This window comes from Vibrio sp. OPT18 (genome assembly GCF_015163615.1).
GTDB classification, from domain to species: domain Bacteria; phylum Pseudomonadota; class Gammaproteobacteria; order Enterobacterales; family Vibrionaceae; genus Vibrio; species Vibrio coralliirubri.
Genome location: NZ_JADDYK010000036.1, coordinates 289,336 through 306,212, shown reverse-complemented (window position 1 = coordinate 306,212; position 16,877 = coordinate 289,336). Strand labels below are relative to the sequence as shown.

13 protein-coding genes and 1 other annotated feature are annotated in these 16,877 nt (G+C 43.8%); of the genes, 7 read left to right on the top strand and 6 right to left on the bottom strand.

What is annotated here, in order from left to right; all coding sequences use genetic code 11:
- Window positions 1–602: 602 nt before the first annotated feature.
- The 3 genes from clpB to rluD form a co-directional block, all read right to left on the bottom strand.
- Window positions 603–3,176, bottom strand: coding sequence for an ATP-dependent chaperone ClpB (gene clpB, locus IQQ51_RS09355; RefSeq protein WP_048606842.1), 2,574 nt, complete (start codon window positions 3,174–3,176; stop codon window positions 603–605).
- Between the two features lie 142 nt (window positions 3,177–3,318).
- Complete coding sequence (gene pgeF, locus IQQ51_RS09350) at window positions 3,319–4,059, bottom strand: peptidoglycan editing factor PgeF (protein WP_193840878.1); 741 nt, start codon at window positions 4,057–4,059, stop codon at window positions 3,319–3,321.
- A gap of 2 nt (window positions 4,060–4,061) precedes the next feature.
- Window positions 4,062–5,036, bottom strand: a complete 975-nt coding sequence (rluD, locus tag IQQ51_RS09345) for a 23S rRNA pseudouridine(1911/1915/1917) synthase RluD (RefSeq protein WP_017056156.1) — start codon at window positions 5,034–5,036, stop codon at window positions 4,062–4,064.
- A gap of 137 nt (window positions 5,037–5,173) precedes the next feature.
- Here rluD and IQQ51_RS09340 point away from each other — a divergent pair, with 137 nt between their 5' ends.
- The 4 genes from IQQ51_RS09340 to pheA all read left to right on the top strand — a co-directional run bounded on the left by IQQ51_RS09340 (window position 5,174) and on the right by pheA (window position 9,662).
- A complete protein-coding gene (locus IQQ51_RS09340) occupies window positions 5,174–5,902 on the top strand; it encodes an outer membrane protein assembly factor BamD (RefSeq protein ID WP_048606835.1) in 729 nt (242 codons plus the stop codon).
- 140 nt (window positions 5,903–6,042) lie between these two features.
- Window positions 6,043–7,467, top strand: a complete 1,425-nt coding sequence (locus tag IQQ51_RS09335; protein WP_321162974.1) for a lytic transglycosylase F — start codon at window positions 6,043–6,045, stop codon at window positions 7,465–7,467.
- Window positions 7,468–7,906: 439 nt separating this feature from the next.
- Window positions 7,907–8,242 carry a ribosome hibernation-promoting factor, HPF/YfiA family gene (gene hpf, locus IQQ51_RS09330; protein ID WP_004735034.1) on the top strand — a complete coding sequence of 112 codons (336 nt, stop codon included), beginning with the start codon at window positions 7,907–7,909 and terminating at the stop codon, window positions 8,240–8,242.
- A gap of 110 nt (window positions 8,243–8,352) precedes the next feature.
- Window positions 8,353–8,474 (top strand) — a sequence feature (Phe leader region).
- 12 nt (window positions 8,475–8,486) lie between these two features.
- Entirely contained in the window at window positions 8,487–9,662 is a 1,176-nt protein-coding gene (pheA, locus tag IQQ51_RS09325; protein WP_193840877.1) for a prephenate dehydratase, read from the top strand.
- 72 nt (window positions 9,663–9,734) lie between these two features.
- On the opposite strand, the gene IQQ51_RS27750 is transcribed toward pheA, so the two are convergent.
- Window positions 9,735–9,857 carry a hypothetical protein gene (locus IQQ51_RS27750; protein ID WP_265584312.1) on the bottom strand — a complete coding sequence of 41 codons (123 nt, stop codon included), beginning with the start codon at window positions 9,855–9,857 and terminating at the stop codon, window positions 9,735–9,737.
- Window positions 9,858–9,994: 137 nt separating this feature from the next.
- On the opposite strand from IQQ51_RS27750, the gene IQQ51_RS09320 reads away from it, so the two are divergent.
- Window positions 9,995–12,373: a putative bifunctional diguanylate cyclase/phosphodiesterase gene (locus IQQ51_RS09320; protein WP_193840876.1), complete on the top strand. Its 2,379-nt coding sequence runs from the start codon at window positions 9,995–9,997 to the stop codon at window positions 12,371–12,373.
- On the top strand, window positions 12,336–12,857 hold the full coding sequence (gene yjjX, locus IQQ51_RS09315) for an inosine/xanthosine triphosphatase (protein ID WP_193840875.1): 522 nt from the start codon (window positions 12,336–12,338) through the stop codon (window positions 12,855–12,857). Before IQQ51_RS09320 ends, yjjX begins: the two co-directional genes overlap by 38 nt.
- Before the next feature lie 118 nt (window positions 12,858–12,975).
- Here the strand turns inward: yjjX and trpR are convergent, their stop codons facing one another.
- Entirely contained in the window at window positions 12,976–13,269 is a 294-nt protein-coding gene (gene trpR, locus IQQ51_RS09310; protein ID WP_048615039.1) for a trp operon repressor, read from the bottom strand.
- Window positions 13,270–13,441: 172 nt separating this feature from the next.
- Window positions 13,442–15,391 (bottom strand): murein transglycosylase, encoded by a 1,950-nt coding sequence (gene sltY / locus IQQ51_RS09305; protein ID WP_086971427.1) that lies wholly within the window; start codon window positions 15,389–15,391, stop codon window positions 13,442–13,444.
- A 263-nt stretch (window positions 15,392–15,654) separates the two neighbouring features.
- Between sltY and ettA the strand changes: the two genes are divergently transcribed.
- On the top strand, window positions 15,655–16,877 hold a 1,223-nt coding region (gene ettA / locus IQQ51_RS09300; RefSeq protein WP_228012758.1), incomplete at its 3' end, for an energy-dependent translational throttle protein EttA.

Sequence of the window (16,877 nt, the reverse complement as noted above, 5' to 3'; positions counted from 1 at the left end):
TTTAAGATTTTGTGACTCAACGAATACTGACTTCAAAACTAATATTTACCGCTCTTTCGAAAAAGAACAGAAACATGTAATTCTAAAGCTATTACCATCCCAACAGAATGGTAATGAATTGACTGTGCCGAATAACTACAAGTAGTTAAACGTATTGGTCACTCAGTTCATTGAAATCAATTTTGATTCCGAAGAATCTGTTTTATCTAACGATAAAACGTTTTGATATTCATCAACGAGTGCCCACACAGATTGATAGGTTTAAATTGTTAAAGAGCTTTACTTGTTGAGCGTTCCTTTTAGTAAGGAGCCTCTCGAAGTGGACGGCCATTCTAGCGGATTGGATTCCAGTGTCAAACACTTTTTCCAGCTAATTTTTCAAAGCATCTTAAATGCTTATCACCGTCTTGTTACTCAGTTCAAACCGCTTGGTTATCCTTGGCAACGGAGGCGCATTATAGAGAGAATAATCCTTTGCACAAGGCTAAAAACGAAAAAAAGCCGCCACCGGCGACCGTTCGAACACTATTCACACAAAGCGTTCAAAATAGGTACGATTAAGCCTTAATTTCGGCCAATCGTACCTACAGTTCTTACTTCAACTATTGGTGAGCAATAATGCGGTCGTTGTTTACTAATAGCTGTACTTTCTTATCTGGATTAATTTTTCCTGCCAATATAGCTTTCGCTAACGGGTTCTCGACACTTTGTTGAATCGCTCTTTTCAAAGGTCTCGCGCCATATACTGGATCAAAACCAACTTGAGAAATCAACTTGAGTGCTTTATCCGAGACTTCAAGCTCATAACCATTGTCTTCCATGCGCTTCTTAAGGTGCTCAAGCTGAATAGCGGCTATCGACTGAATGTGCTCTTGACCCAATGGATGGAACACCACGCTTTCATCAACTCGGTTCAAAAACTCAGGACGGAAATGTTTACCTACCACTTCCATCACTTCATTCTTTATTCCTTGGTAGTCGAGCGTATTGAAGTTCTCTTGAATTCTCGAAGAGCCAAGGTTGGATGTCATGATCACTACCGTGTTTCTAAAATCGACTGTACGACCTTGTCCATCGGTTAAGCGTCCATCATCAAGCACCTGCAATAAGATATTGAAAACATCCGGATGCGCTTTCTCTACTTCATCTAGCAAAATCACCGAGTAAGGTTTACGACGTACTGCTTCTGTTAAGTAGCCACCTTCTTCATATCCTACATAACCCGGAGGAGCACCAACTAAGCGAGCAACAGAGTGTTTCTCCATAAACTCAGACATGTCGATACGCACCATTGCATCGTCACTATCAAACATGAAGTTCGCGAGCGTTTTACACAACTCAGTTTTACCAACGCCAGTTGGGCCAAGGAATAAGAAAGAGCCAATCGGTTTGTTCGGATCAGATAAACCTGCACGGCTACGACGAATCGCATTCGATACCACTTCGACTGCTTCCGCTTGACCAATAACACGCTTATGTAGAACACCTTCCATTTTAAGAAGCTTCTCTTTCTCTGCTTCTAGCATTTTAGAAACAGGGATGCCTGTTTGTTTAGATAGCACGTCTGCAATTTCTGCATCGGTGACTTTATTACGTAGCAGCGTCATTTCTTGCATTTCAGCTTGAGTCGCAAGATCTAACTGCTTCTCTAATTCTGGGATTCGACCGTATTGCAATTCAGACATTCGGTTGAGATCACCTGCACGTCTCGCAAAATCCATATCCATACGAGCTTGTTCTAGCTCTGACTTGATGTGTTGCGTGCCAGAAAGCGCGGCTTTCTCTGCATTCCACACTTCTTCAAGCTCTGCGAAATCGCGTTCTTTGTCAGAAAGCTCTTCTTGTAATGTTCGAAGGCGTTTTTCACTGGCTTCATCATTTTCATTGGTAAGAGCTTGCTGCTCGATCTTCAATTGAATGATTTTACGCTCGAGCTTATCTAGCGACTCAGGTTTTGAGTCGATCTGCATACGGATACTCGAAGCCGCTTCATCAATCAGATCAATCGCCTTATCCGGCAATTGGCGATCAGAAACGTATCGATGGGATAAGGTTGCCGCAGCGACAATCGCAGGGTCGGTAATTTCTACATGATGGTGAAGTTCATAGCGCTCTTTCAAACCACGAAGAATAGCAACCGTGTCTTCCACAGTTGGCTCATCGACTATCACTTTTTGGAATCGACGCTCTAACGCAGGATCTTTCTCTATATACTGGCGGTATTCATCGAGTGTGGTTGCACCTACACAGTGAAGTTCACCACGAGCCAACGCTGGTTTCAGCATATTACCCGCATCCATAGAGCCTTCGCCTTTACCCGCACCTACCATGGTGTGAATTTCATCGATGAAGAGAATGATGTTGCCCTCTTCTTTCGACAATTCGTTAAGAACTGATTTTAAACGTTCTTCAAATTCACCACGATATTTAGCGCCGGCAATCAAAGAGCCCATATCTAACGAAAGTACACGTCGACCTCTCAAACCTTCAGGTACTTCATTATTGATAATGCGCTGCGCTAAACCTTCGACAATTGCTGTTTTACCAACACCTGGTTCACCGATAATGACGGGGTTGTTCTTAGTGCGGCGTTGAAGTACTTGGATCGTGCGACGGATTTCGTCGTCTCGGCCAATTACCGGATCCAGCTTGCCTTGCTCTGCTCTTTCAGTCAGATCAATGGTGAACTTCTCGAGTGCTTGGCGTCTATCTTCCGCATTAGGGTCATCGACCTTCTGACCACCGCGAACTTGTTCAATAGCTTGAGATAATTTTTGCTCAGTAAGACCAAGCTCTTTAAGTAGGTTTCCTAAAGGACCTTTGTCTTCAATAGCAGCAAGTAGGAATACTTCTGAAGATATGTAACTGTCTTGACGCTTTTGCGCGACCTTATCACATAGGTTAAACAACGTTCCCATCGCATTCGATAGCTGAACGTCACCACCGATGCCACTTACTTTAGGCACTCGATCTAATATTTCGCTCAATTTAGAACGCAATTGAACCACATCAATATTCAGCATGGTGAGCAACGGGCGAATTGCACTACCATCTTGATTAAGCAAAGACACCATTAGGTGTACAGGTTCTATATATTGGTGATCACGACCTAATGCGAGCGACTGAGCATCAGATATCGCAATTTGGAATTTACTAGTGAATCGATCGAGACGCATGCCAACCTTCCTACTCTTAGATATGTTTATCTTATGGTTAGAAGATGGATACGGTAACGCGGATTTTCAAGGGATAAGAATGAAGAATAGAGCTGTTATAAAAATATAAATGAGCTGGATGACTGGTTGCACTAGCTAAAGGTTACTCTAACCAAATAAAAGTAGCTTGGCGTCCAGTAATACAATCACGACGATAAGAATAGAACGCATCGGCATCAGCGAAGGTACATAGATTGGAGTCTGTAACAGAAGTGACACCAACTTTGTTCAGTCGTTGCGTTGCAAGCTGAGACATATTCGCTAGCCATTTGCCTGGTTCAGCTTTGGCTTCAAATGCGAGCTTAGCTTGAGGGTCAAAACTAACGAAAGCTTCCAACACATCATCGCCTACTTCAAAGGCTTGATTGCCTATTGCCGGACCAAACCAAGCAATAATCTTATTTTCTGAATCTAGGTTTGAAAACTTTGCGACGGCATTTTCAAGTATTCCACCAGCAAGACCACGCCAACCAGCATGAACTGCAGCAACTTGAGTGCCTTTGGTATCAGTAAGGATTACAGGTAAGCAATCGGCTGTCATCGCAGAACAAACAACACCTTTAGCTGTGGTAAATGCACCGTCAGCATCAAGAATATCTGCCGTAGGGTGTAAAACCGTAACGACATCTGTTGAGTGAGTTTGATTTAGCCAAACCGGAGCTGCAGGCATATTAGCGTGTTGCTTGAGCCAGGCTCTGTTGTTTTCAACAAGCGAAGCATCATCCCCAACATGCGTACCTAGGTTTAATCCTTGATACGCACCAGTAGAAAAACCATCAAAACGTGTCGAAGCAAATGCTTTCACGTTTTTTGGTGCATTCCAGTTAGGGATGATCATCGACATGATTAAATGTCGTCTTCCAAGTTTTCGCGCGCATCAACACGTAACGCTTCAGCCATCACAACCATGTCATTTGGCACAGGAGCGTGGAACTCAACTTCTTCACCTGTAATTGGGTGAACAAATTTAAGCATAACGGCGTGCAGTGCTTGGCGATCAAAAGAACGAATCATTGTTGTTAGTTCTTCAGATGCACCTTTTGGAATACGAGCACGGCCACCGTATGCAACGTCACCTAGCAGCGGATGCTGAAGGTATGACATATGAACACGGATTTGGTGAGTACGACCCGTTTCTAGGCGTAGACGAATACGAGTATGTTCGCGGAAGTGCTCAGCAACACGGTAGTGAGTTACCGCTGGCTTTCCTAATTCATTTACGTCCATTAGAGTACGCTTAGTTGCGTGACGGCTAATGCCTTTCTCTACCACACCACCAGCGGTCATTTTGCCAATTGCAATTGCTTCATATTCACGAGTAATACGACGCTTAGCAAGAGCACGCACAAGACGAGTTTGAGCTGGAACCGTTTTAGCCACAACCATAAGACCTGTTGTGTCTTTATCAAGACGGTGCACAATACCTGCACGAGGCACTTCTGCAATCTGTGGGTAATGGAAAAGCAATGCGTTTAGTATGGTTCCATCCGGTGTGCCTGCGCCTGGGTGTACAACCAGATCGCGAGGCTTATTGATAACCAATAAGTCATCATCTTCGTAGACAATGTCTAGAGGAATATCTTGTGCTTCCCAGCGCTCTTCATCTGCAAGTTCAGCTTGCAAGATGATCTCTTCACCGCCCAAAACCTTAACGCGCGGCTTAGTAATAACTTCGCCATCCACTTGGATTTTGCCGTCAAGAAGCCACTCTTTAATGCGAGAGCGAGAAAAATCGGTAAATAGTTCAGCGACAGCTTGGTCTAAACGTTGACCTAACTGGCTGCTTTTTACTGTGTCTGTTAATGTGATCTGCTGAGCCATATCGAACTTTTTTAAAAACCGTGAGACTAATACCCATTAGTATGGATAAAATAGAATAATTGCATCATTGTATCTGTTACTGGTTAGAAAGTAACGGAAGCTTACGAAATATTTAATTCAAGGAATCGACGCCTGACATGAAACACCTTACTTTATCGGGTCTATTAGCCGTATCACTCTTGGTTGGTTGTTCAAGTAGTGAAGAGATAGTGCCAGATGTACCACCATCGGTTCTCTACTCTGACGCTCAAGAATCACTGCAGAGCGGTAGCTGGCTTTCAGCAATAGAAAAGCTAGAAGCCCTAGACTCACGTTACCCATTCGGCGCCTATTCTGAGCAAGTACAGCTCGATCTGATTTACGCTTACTACAAAAATGATGACTTGGCACTTGGCCTCGCTACCATCTCACGTTTCCTACGTTTGAACCCAACGCATGAGAAACAAGATTGGGTTCTTTACATGCGCGGCTTAACGCACATGGCGCAAGACCGAAACTTCATGCACGATATTTTTAATATCGACCGTAGTGACCGAGACCCAGAACCAGTGAAGCTAGCGTTTGCTGATTTCAAACGACTGTTAGAACGTTTCCCTGCAAGCCCATACGCTGAAGATGCACAAAAACGCATGTTCGCACTGAAAAACCGCCTAGCGGAGTATGACTTAGCAACGGCTGATTTCTACCTACGCCGCGAAGCTTGGATTGCTGCGATCAACAGAACGCAAGAGCTGCAAAAAACTTACCCAGACACCATTGCTGCGCGTAAGTCTTTAGATATCCAGCTAAAAGCTTATCAACAACTCGGCCTAGATGACGCTGTGTTAAGAACAGAAAAGTTGATTGAGTTAAACCCACTACCTTAATCAAACTTCTTACATCTCAATCCAAAAAGCGCGCTAATTTACTAGCGCGCTTTTTTTCATCTACATATCGCAAACTTGATGGATCGCATAATACACGGTATCTTCAAAAGATAACTTTTAACAAAACATCAACATGGAGTGTGGATGTGAGTAGGTTGTTATTATTTATCTGGATATCGCTATTTAGCCACTTATCCTACGCATTAGAACTGTCCCCATTAAGCAATAAGCCTTACATGGGTGACTTGGATGTGCTCAAAACCAAAGGAACGGTTAGAGTGCTCGTATCTGCCGATCTTGGTTTCTATTACATCGAGGATGGCAAGCCAAAAGGCATCGTGGCAGAAATGCTCTACCACTTTGAGAAAAGCCTTCGTAAGAAACATCCCTATCTCAATGTTCAAATCATCCCCGTGCAACGAGATGATCTACTTCCCTCTCTAGAGTCTGGCTATGGTGATGTCGCTGTCGCTAACCTAACGATCACCGACAAACGACTACGAACCATCGATTTTTCAGATCCGATGATTAAAGATGGTAAAGAACTCATTATCACAGGGAAAAAAGCCGAACCTATCACCGAAATCAAGCAATTGAGCGGCAAAGAGGTGTGGATACGAGCAAGCTCGAGTTACTTCGAGAGTGTACAAAGAGTCAATAAGGAGCTTAACGAACTAGGTTTACCACCACTGCATGTCCACTTTATCGAGGAGTCATTACAAGACTACGAGCTGATAGAGTTGGTTAACCAAGGTTATATACAAGGTACAATTCTAGATAACCATAAAGCCAAGCTCTGGATCGATGTAATGGATAACATTCAAGTCCATAACGACTTACCTTTGCGAGAAAATGGTCGTATTGCTTGGGCTCTAAGAAAAGACAGCCCTCAACTGAAGAAAGAGATAAACAAATACGTCAAGACCGCACGAACAGGCACCCTGCTTGGAAACGTCATCTACCAGAAATACATCGACAATACTCGCTGGTTAGGCCGAGCACTCAACCCCAATAAAGTAGACCGAGTTGCTAAACTCTCAGATGTCTTTGAAAAGTATTCAAGCAAGTATGAATTTGATCCTTTGATGATGTCGGCTCAAGGTTTCCAAGAATCAGGACTGGATCAGAGCCGGGTTTCTCATCGCGGGGCTATTGGTGTGATGCAGGTATTACCGAGTACCGCCAAAGATAAAAACGTCAACATCAAGAACATCCATAAGGTGGATAACAACATCCATGCGGGTGTGAAGTATATGCGCTTTATCAAAGACCGATATTTTGACGACCCGGCAATATCACCCGACAATCAAATCTACTTTACCTTGGCTTCTTACAACGCTGGTCCTGCTAAGATCAGAAAGATGAGGCGCATTGCCAAGCAGAAAGGTTACAACCCAAACATCTGGTTTAAAAACGTAGAAATCATCACTCGCAAATACGTGAGTAAAGAACCCGTAACCTATGTTGCCAACATCAATCGTTACTTCGTAATCTATAAACAATTACAAGCTATCAATGCTATCCGAGAGGACGGCACAGCGAGATTACTGAACACTAACGACTAGGCTCGCCTCAATCCCAGAACTGGAGAGCCAAAGGTATTGGGTATAAGCTAAAAAACACAAAAGCCGCATAAGAAAACTTATGCGGCTTTTGTTTATCTAATTCTGAAGAAGCTTACGTAGCGATCTAGATCGCGAGATCTATATCACGAGACCTTTATCACAAAACACTATTGAGTAAATTTCAATCAAGCACTTTCCATAGGCTGTAGGACGCCCCTAAAAACTGGTTTAATTTTTAGCGAAGCCTTGCCTCCAAGTTATCGTTTTTCATAAGGATAACAAGCATTTTTCACCAAAAACATATCAAGACTTGCGTAAGATCACATTTGATTTTAATGCTTATTCCTCCCAGCCAAAACAAGATCTAGATCACATTCTTTATTCCTAAAAGTCGTAATCTGAAGTTAACCCATGAGGGATACAACAGAGGAAAACTTCTATGAAAATGAACATCACTGGTAAAAACATCGACATTACCTCTGCAATCCGTGATCACATAGAAAGCAAATTTAAAAAGCTGGATAAATGGCAAGTAGACATCATTGGCTGCCAAGCGAGCTTTAGCGAAGAACCAAACAAGAAGAAAAAATTTGAAGCGGTTCTAACCGTACCAAAAGGCCAACTTGTTGCTTCATCAATCCATGACGACCTCTACGTAGCGATCAACGAAGTAGAACAAAAACTAGAGCGTCAACTCAACAAGCTACGCCATAAACCTGAAGCGCGCCGCGCTGAAAAGCCTGAAATCGAAGAGCTAGAAGCTGAAGTAGAATAAGGAAAGATAACAGATTAAAAAATAGCGCCTCTGGGCGCTATTTTTTTGCTTGACGCTCGTAGCTCGCTTGCTTATTGTGTTTAAACATTCATAAAACAATCACTTTTTATGCACACTCAATCTTTGTTTATTTTTGACTTCTTTTTTCTTCCGTAAATCGGAGGCTAAGTCGTTTTAGAGAAACAAGTCAAAAACGAACAAGAAGCCTCCCACACTAGGGAGGCTTTTTTATAAGGACACATTTATGACTGACCGCTCAATTTCACTGGATGATATCCGCCTTCGTCTTAATGATTTAGACGACGAACTCCTGAAGTTACTTTCGGAGCGTCGCAAGCTAAGTATCGAAGTCGCTAAAAGCAAAGTAGAGACATCAAAACCAGTTCGTGATGCAGTACGAGAGCAACAACTATTAGTTAAGCTGATCAATAACGGCAAAGATAAATACGAATTGGATGCGCAATACATTACCAAGCTGTTTCACACCATCATCGAAGATTCCGTTTTACTACAGCAGTCATATTTACAAAACCTAGCGAACCCGCAAAGCCGCAAACCATTGGCTCGCGTTGCATTCTTAGGATCTAAGGGATCATATTCTCACCTTGCGAGCCGCGAATACTTCAGCCGCAAGAATATGGAGTTGATTGAGCTGAACTGTAATCACTTCAAAGAAGTCACATCAACAGTAGAGTCTGGCCATGCCGACTACGGTGTCCTACCGATTGAGAACACCAGTTCAGGTTCGATTAACGAAGTGTATGACCTACTTCAACACACAACGCTTTACATCGTTGGTGAGCTTTCTCAACCAATCGAACACTGCCTAGTAGCGAAAAGTGATATCCGATTAGAAGACATCAAAACGCTCTATTCCCATCCACAACCGCATCAGCAATGCAGTGAGTTCTTGAGCCGCCTTAAGGGCGTCAGCCTTGAGTCTTGCGCAAGCACCGCTGATGCAATGAAAAAGGTTAAAGAACTGGGTGGTAATGACGTAGCTGCTATTGGTAATGCATCGAGCGGTAAGCTTTATGGGCTTCAGCCAATCCAAGGCAACATTGCAAACCAAACAGAAAACCACACTCGTTTCATTGTTGTGGCGCGTAAACCTGTTGAAGTATCAACTCAAATACCAGCGAAAACGACGCTCATCATGTCGACATCTCAAGAGGCGGGCTCTTTGGTAGAGACACTATTGATCCTGCAACGCTTAGGCATCAACATGACCAAGCTAGAATCTCGTCCTATCATGGGTAACCCTTGGGAAGAGATGTTCTATGTCGATTTAGAGGCGCATCTGGATTCAGATAATATGCAACAAGCGATAACGGAACTAACAGCCATTACTCGCCACCTTAAGGTGTTGGGTTGCTACCCAAGTGAGAACATCAAAGCGACTCAAGTTAAGTTGTCATAGCTGAAAGTGAGTATCAGCTTTTAGCTAACATAAGTATTTGGCCTACAGTAGGCCAAATACTTAAATCACCCTCTAGCCGAATACGATTCGAGCTAAGAACACATCCCCTAGCATGCCTGAGAAACCATTCACTTGTTTCGCACATTCGGCACGCGTACTCCATCCACTGCTACGCCTTTCTAACAAAAAACTCATTAGTGGCTTTTTTATCAATAAAGACAAAACCTTACCCCCTTCACAGGAAATCATCGAACTACGTGTAATTAATAGCGAGTAAGCATTAAGTAACATAAACTTACGCGCTTAAATTATAAATAGTGTTGTCATTAACTATGAAGCTAAGTACTAAAATCTTACTACTGATAGCCCCTGTGATACTGATCAGTACCGCGGCTTCTAGCTATATTATTTATTCGACACAGAAAAGTAGCTTCATCAAACGCGAAGACAACGCACTTCAGCTGAACATGGAAAAGCTAGCCGGTTACTTTCGCCAATCTCGTTCGTTCCTTAATAGCTACTCTTACACCTTGACCCAAAGTGATATGGTGAAGCGTTACTTTCTCACTGATCAAAATCTATCTCGCGATCTTGAACTGGTCAGTAACCTTCGAGAAGCCATACATTTCCTGCAAGATGACGATGAAAGTTATACCGGCTTAGCACTTCTTAATGGTGATCGAAAACTGCGTTATTACGCGGATAATAGCAACGACTCACGCACTCAGATTGACAGTAAGATATTGGAGTATGTTGACCAGCACTATCAAGACACCCTAGCAACATCGAGTACCAACTATATTCAAAACTCCCAAGGCGAAGGAATGTTGGTTCACTACGACAAGGTAGATAGAAAAGCGATTTTCCCAACCGCAAGCAATCAGCCCGACGATGTGTTCTTTGTTGTTGTCTCTGTCTCTCTCGACAAGTTTAATGCGCTGAGAAAACAAATAGAGTTCGACTACCAAACCAGTTTGTTCTTCACATCCATAGCGGTTTCTTTGGAAAATGATGTCACCCACTCAGTCAAGCTTGCACCAGAACTGTACGCCACGGTCGATCCGGCGCAATTCCTGTTAGAAAATAAGCTCGATTCGATTTGGAACAAGCTGAGCTTGTCGTTTGCACTGTCTGCGTTTGTAACTGTCGCTCTTCTACTCATGCTTCTGTCTCGCACTGTGATTACTCCAATAACACGACTCGATCGACAGCTACAGCAAGTCGAAAAGAAACAACGTAAGAACATTGAACGCTTAGGCACTCGTGACGAGCTTGGCCGCCTATCACAGCGTTTTTATGACATGTACCAAGAGCTAGACAACACCTACCAGCAAACCAAGCTCTTGGCCGAAAATGATCAGTTAACCCAAATAGCCAATAGGCATCAGTTTCAAACCTTCGTTCAGCAATCGTTGCCAAAACCGAGTTCGAATACCGAAACCTGGGTTCTCTATTTTGACTTGGACAACTTCAAGTTTGTGAACGACAAATACGGACATCAAATCGGCGACTCGATTCTGGTCTCTTTTGCTCAGCGTATTTCTGATATTTGTCGTCACTATAAAGCGGAGTTCGACGCTCATTGTATGCCAGCCCGACTTTCTGGAGACGAGTTCGTTGTCTACATTAACGCTCCTAGTCACCGAGGAAATGTCGCGCATCGATTCTCGACGGATTTACTGACTCCACTGCAAAAAGGCTTTGTCACCGAATCAGGCAGCTTTCCGATCACGGTCAGTATTGGTATTGCGACCTACCCTAATGATGGCAACTCAATCGAGAAGCTACTGTCCAACGCGGATACTGCGATGTACCAAGCCAAGCGTGCCGGTAAAAACCAATTTGCTGACTATTCACGGGATTTAGACAAAGCCATTCAGCGCCAAGCAGACATTGAACGTGCGCTTAGAGGTAAGAATTTTGATGATGAATTCAGGCTCGTTTACATGCCCTACATGGATTCTACCGGGACTGATGTTATTGGCGTTGAGGTGTTATTACGTTGGAATTCAAAGCAACTTGGTTTGGTTCCACCGGATGAGTTCATTCCAATAGCCGAACAAACCGGGCTGTTCGAACATGTTGACCGCTGGGTAATACAGAATGCGTTTGCTTCATTCCATCGACTTCAGGCTCAATTTGATCACTCAATTCAATTGTCGATCAACCTATCTTCTGCTGGCATTGAAACCACTCACCTTGCGGGTTTCATTAAAGAACACGCGGAGTTAAATCGAATTCCACCAAGCCTGATCGATTTTGAAATCACGGAAACCTTTTACTCAAATTCAGAAGGCTTTCCATTACTGAACGAACTGTCATGCATGGGCTATCGACTGGCGATTGATGATTTTGGTTCCGGTTACACCTCCATCACTCAACTGGTGCAGTATCCAACTCAGAAAATTAAATTGGATAAAGCGTTTTTGGATACCTTAATTGAGACCGATAACCAGAACATCGTAAAACCAGTTATCGGGTTGTGTCATGCTCAGGGGAAAAAGGTCACCGCCGAAGGGATTGAAACACAAGACATGCACCAGTGGTTACAGGATGCACAGTGCGATATGCTGCAAGGCTATTACTTTGGTAAACCCATGCCACTAGAAGAGTTGAGTGAATGGTACCGACAACATCAACTCAATCTAATCGACAACAAAAAGAATCCGACACATGAAATCTGTAATCATCGCATCGCTGAACCCAGCTAAAATTAACGCCGTTAAAAGTGCGTTCTTATCTGCTTTTCCTGATACTGAATTTGATTTCAAAGGCATCAGCGTCCCTAGTGGTGTCGCCGATCAACCGATGAGCAATGATGAAACCTATCAAGGTGCCGTGAATCGTGTCCACAATGCAACTCAAGCTCAGCCTGATGCAGACTTCTATGTTGGTCTAGAAGCGGGAATAGAAACAAGCGTCACCTTTGCTTGGATGGTGATCGAAGCGAATGGTCAACGTGGCGAGTCTCGTTCAGCAAGCCTGATGCTGCCACCAGCCGTGCTTGAGAAACTAGAGCATGCAAACGAGTTAGGGGATGTGATGGATGAAGTGTTTGGTACCGATAACATCAAACAGAAAGGTGGCGCCATTGGCCTACTGACACATAACCAACTGTCGCGCAGTTCGGTCTATCATCAGGCTTTAATTTTAGCTCTGATCCCATTTGTGAATCCTGAGCACTTTCCTATTTAGTTCTTCGTTAAATTTCGAGGCTCAGAGAACAATCTTCAGAAACAAAAAACGCTAACATTCAGTTAGCGTTTTTATCGAATTCGTATTCTCACTATTTAGTGAATGCTTAATTCCATTATTACTTTAGCAATAGGTCGGCGATCACGGCTTTCTCTTGTTCAGATTTGGCCTTTAGCTCATTTGAGCCTCTGGTGATCGTCGCTACGCCTACGCCCAGCATTTGACTCACCTGACGTTGAGACATATCGCCTTTCATCAGCTCACAGAAGATATTAATTCGAGCAACCAGAGCATCTCGCTCGTCTGGTGTCATCATCATGGTCAACAACAGCTCGTGCTGATCTTTTTCGACAGCCGTCTTTACCAAGTCCATCAGTTGTTGCCAATTATCATATTCAGGTTGTGATGCCATATCTCTACACTTACTTTTAAATTCTGACTTTAAAGAGTCGCTTAACGATTGAAAGCGTTTAACACTTTATACCGAAACACTTGATGCGATCCAATGTAAAAAGGCAGTAAGTGGAAATGGTTCGCACTCACTGCCTTTATTCTTACTCAGTTTCGGGCAAAATGCCGAAGGCTTAGTATTTCGTTTTTGCCTCATGGGGCGCTAAAAACGTCCCTTTCTCACCCAAGATATCTCGATAGTAGGTCTCAAACATCAAGATATTCTGAACGTAACCGCGAGTCTCTTTGAATGGAATCATCTCAATAAAAGCGAAGGCATCAAGTTTTTCATCGCTACGTGAACGCCACTGTTTGACACGGCTAGGTCCAGCATTATAAGCCGCAAACGCAAAGATACGGTTGTCATCATATTGAGCGAGTAAACCATCTAAGTAGTGACTGCCAATCTCAATGTTCTTGCCGACATCATAAAGGTCATCGCTGCCCTGATACCTAATCTTATGTTTGTTCGCCGTGTATTGCGCCGTCTTTGGCATAATTTGCATGATGCCTCGCGCGCCAACAGGAGAGCGAGCTTCTGAGTCCATCGCACTCTCTTGTCTTGCTAAAGACATCAAGGTGATCGGGTCGAGATCGTGCTTTTCAGCGTAGAAGTTAAACCACCACTTATGAGCAACAGGGAAGCGCAGCGCAATGTTATCCCACATCTTCGCAGAGATACTCGCTGTTACGGTAAAGTGATTCCATCGCTGTGTCGCAGCATGAGCGGCAAGCATCGCTTTTTGCTCTTTATCTGCATTAGTTAATAACCAACGCCACTCACTCTTCGCTGCCGCAATTTTATCTCGGTCAATTAGCTCACCAATACGCACCAAAGAGGTGCCGAATGGCTTCACTGTTTCAGCATTGTATTTAAGTGTCGATGTTGGGTATTGAACCGGTTTACCTAACTGTTTAGCCGCAGCCACACTGTAGAAATTACGCTGACCCAAGATATCTGACAGTCGCTTATTTCCTTTGTCAGTATCGCCCGTCGCGATTTCAGCTCTGCCCTGCCAATATTGCCAACGAAGCGAAGCCTGATGCTTGTCATCCAAGCGCGCTATCCACTCTTTCAAACCCGTCCAATCGGCATGTTGAATCGCTAAGCGAGCACGTCGTTCGAGCAGAACTTGCTTTGATGAACTCGCGAGCATCTGGTCTCGCCACGCCATCAACTCTTCAGAATCGGTGTTAATCAAACGAAACGTTAGGTAATCAGCAAGCTCTTGAGACTTCTCTTTCGAGAACTTTTGAGCCTTGATGACGTCATCAAACACCTCTTGAGCGCTGCTTGATGACTTCCTTGCTAACTTCTCGAAAGCAAACTCGGTTTGCGCTTGATAAAATTCATTCGCAGGGTGCTTCTTAGCAAACGCGAGTACATTTTCAGGCTTGTTGTACAACGCCTTCATCTGCTTCGCTTGAGCAATTGACTCATCATGATCTAATTGCTTAATCAGATAGGTCATCAGCTTACCGTTACGGCCTTCAAACGCTAATAGCATCCTTTCGAGTATCAGATCATCCGTTCTTAAACCGGCTTTATCCCATCCTTCAAAAAGTGGGTCACAAGCGTCATCAACTCCACTGCCACTCAACCAAAGCTGTTTCGCCCCTTTGAAGGCGATCTCTTGATTACCTTGCTCATAATGCGCTCGGTAATAGATACATTGGTATTTTTCACCAACTGGCTCTTGGGTTTGAAATTCAAGGATAGTCTTCCACTTCTTTTGAGCGGCCATTAGATCTAAATAGGGCGCACGCATACGATTTGAAAATGGCAGAGCCTTGTTCTTTTCAATGAAAGCATCCACCTCAGCTGGAGTACGCTCGCCTAAACCTAATAAGAAGGCACGATAATCGGTGTAAGGTGTTAAAGGGTATGTTTGAATTTTGTTACGTAACGCGGAGTAAGCTTTTAGGTCACGGTTATCTAAAACCTCTTGCGCTCTATCATAAACATCACGCTGCATTTCAAGCTCGGAGGCATTGCTAGCCATAGCGACCGGAGCCAGTGAAACCGAAGACAAAATTGCCGATGCAGCCACAGCAATTTTCGTATTACCAATGCGGAAAAACATTCGCTATTTCCTTAGTGCGTGTATGAATACGTGAAGTCTATTTACGCCCGACATCACATCAAATGTAAAGGATTTGAGTGTAAATATTATTAATATTTAACACTTCGCCCCAGAAGCTTATTAAATATAGTTTTAATGACCAATGTGACAATAATAGGTAAGGATTCGTTCAAGAATGGCTTTTCTGTCCTAGGAGTAACATCTTTGAGGATATTGGTATAAAATAGCAGACAATTTTGAACAATAATTAGGATCGATCGGCAATGGCTGAATACGTATATACCATGTCTCGGGTGAGCAAAACTGTTCCACCTAAGCGTCAAATTCTTAAAGACATTTCTCTTAGCTTTTTTCCTGGCGCTAAAATCGGTGTTTTGGGTCTAAATGGTTCAGGTAAATCTACCCTACTACGTATCATGGCTGGTATTGATACTGATATTGATGGTGAAGCTCGAGCACAACAAGGTCTTAAAGTAGGTTACCTACCGCAAGAACCTGTACTAGACGAATCAAAAACGGTTCGTGAAATCGTAGAAGAAGCGGTTTCTGACGTTGCTGACGCACTTAAGCGTATTGATGCGGTTTACGCAGCGTACGCAGAACCAGACGCAGATTTCGATGCACTTGCAAAAGAGCAAGGCGAACTAGAAGCGCTGATTCAAGCAAAAGACGGCCACAACCTAGAAACAGCCCTAGAGCGTGCTGCTGACGCACTTCGTCTTCCTGAGTGGGATGCGAAAATTGAATTCCTATCAGGTGGTGAGCGTCGTCGTGTTGCTATCTGTCGTCTACTTCTTGAAAAGCCAGACATGCTGCTTCTTGATGAGCCAACCAACCACTTGGATGCAGAATCAGTAGCATGGCTTGAGCACTTCCTAGTCGATTACAGCGGTACTGTTGTGGCGATTACCCACGACCGTTACTTCCTAGACAACGCTGCAGGCTGGATTCTAGAACTTGACCGTGGTGAAGGTATCCCATGGGAAGGTAACTACACGTCTTGGCTAGAGCAAAAAGACGAGCGTCTTAAGCAAGAAAAAGCGGGCGAAAGCGCACGTCAAAAGACAATCGAGAAAGAACTTGAATGGGTTCGTCAAAACCCTAAAGGCCGTCAAGCTAAGTCTAAAGCTCGTATGGCTCGTTTTGAAGAACTGACGACTGGCCAATACCAGAAGCGTAACGAAACTAACGAACTGTTCATCCCACCAGGTGAGCGTCTAGGTGACAAAGTTCTTGAAGTGAACAACCTGACTAAATCGTTTGGTGATCGCGTTCTTATCGACGACCTATCGTTCAGCATGCCTAAGGGTGCTATCGTCGGTATCGTTGGTGCCAACGGTGCAGGTAAATCAACACTATTCAAGATGCTAAGCGGCGCAGAACAGCCAGATTCAGGTACAGTTGAACTAGGCGAAACCGTTAAACTTGCTTCTGTTGATCAGTTCCGTGACAGCATGGACGACACTAAGACAGTATTCCAAGAGAT

Bases quoted from the DNA above. Each gene is read 5' to 3' on its own strand.
- rluD (WP_017056156.1), bottom strand. From the start codon at position 5,036: ATGGCTCAGCAGATCACATTAACAGACACAGTAAAAAGCAGCCAGTTA.
- trpR (WP_048615039.1), bottom strand. From the start codon at position 13,269: ATGGCATCACAACCTGAATATGATAATTGGCAACAACTGATGGACTTG.
- sltY (WP_086971427.1), bottom strand. From the start codon at position 15,391: ATGTTTTTCCGCATTGGTAATACGAAAATTGCTGTGGCTGCATCGGCA.
- yjjX (WP_193840875.1), top strand. From the start codon at position 12,336: ATGAAATCTGTAATCATCGCATCGCTGAACCCAGCTAAAATTAACGCC.
- pgeF (WP_193840878.1), bottom strand. From the start codon at position 4,059: ATGTCGATGATCATCCCTAACTGGAATGCACCAAAAAACGTGAAAGCA.
- IQQ51_RS09320 (WP_193840876.1), top strand. From the start codon at position 9,995: ATGAAGCTAAGTACTAAAATCTTACTACTGATAGCCCCTGTGATACTG.
- IQQ51_RS09340 (WP_048606835.1), top strand. From the start codon at position 5,174: ATGAAACACCTTACTTTATCGGGTCTATTAGCCGTATCACTCTTGGTT.
- IQQ51_RS27750 (WP_265584312.1), bottom strand. From the start codon at position 9,857: ATGAGTTTTTTGTTAGAAAGGCGTAGCAGTGGATGGAGTACGCGTGCC.
- pheA (WP_193840877.1), top strand. From the start codon at position 8,487: ATGACTGACCGCTCAATTTCACTGGATGATATCCGCCTTCGTCTTAAT.
- hpf (WP_004735034.1), top strand. From the start codon at position 7,907: ATGAAAATGAACATCACTGGTAAAAACATCGACATTACCTCTGCAATC.
- clpB (WP_048606842.1), bottom strand. From the start codon at position 3,176: ATGCGTCTCGATCGATTCACTAGTAAATTCCAAATTGCGATATCTGAT.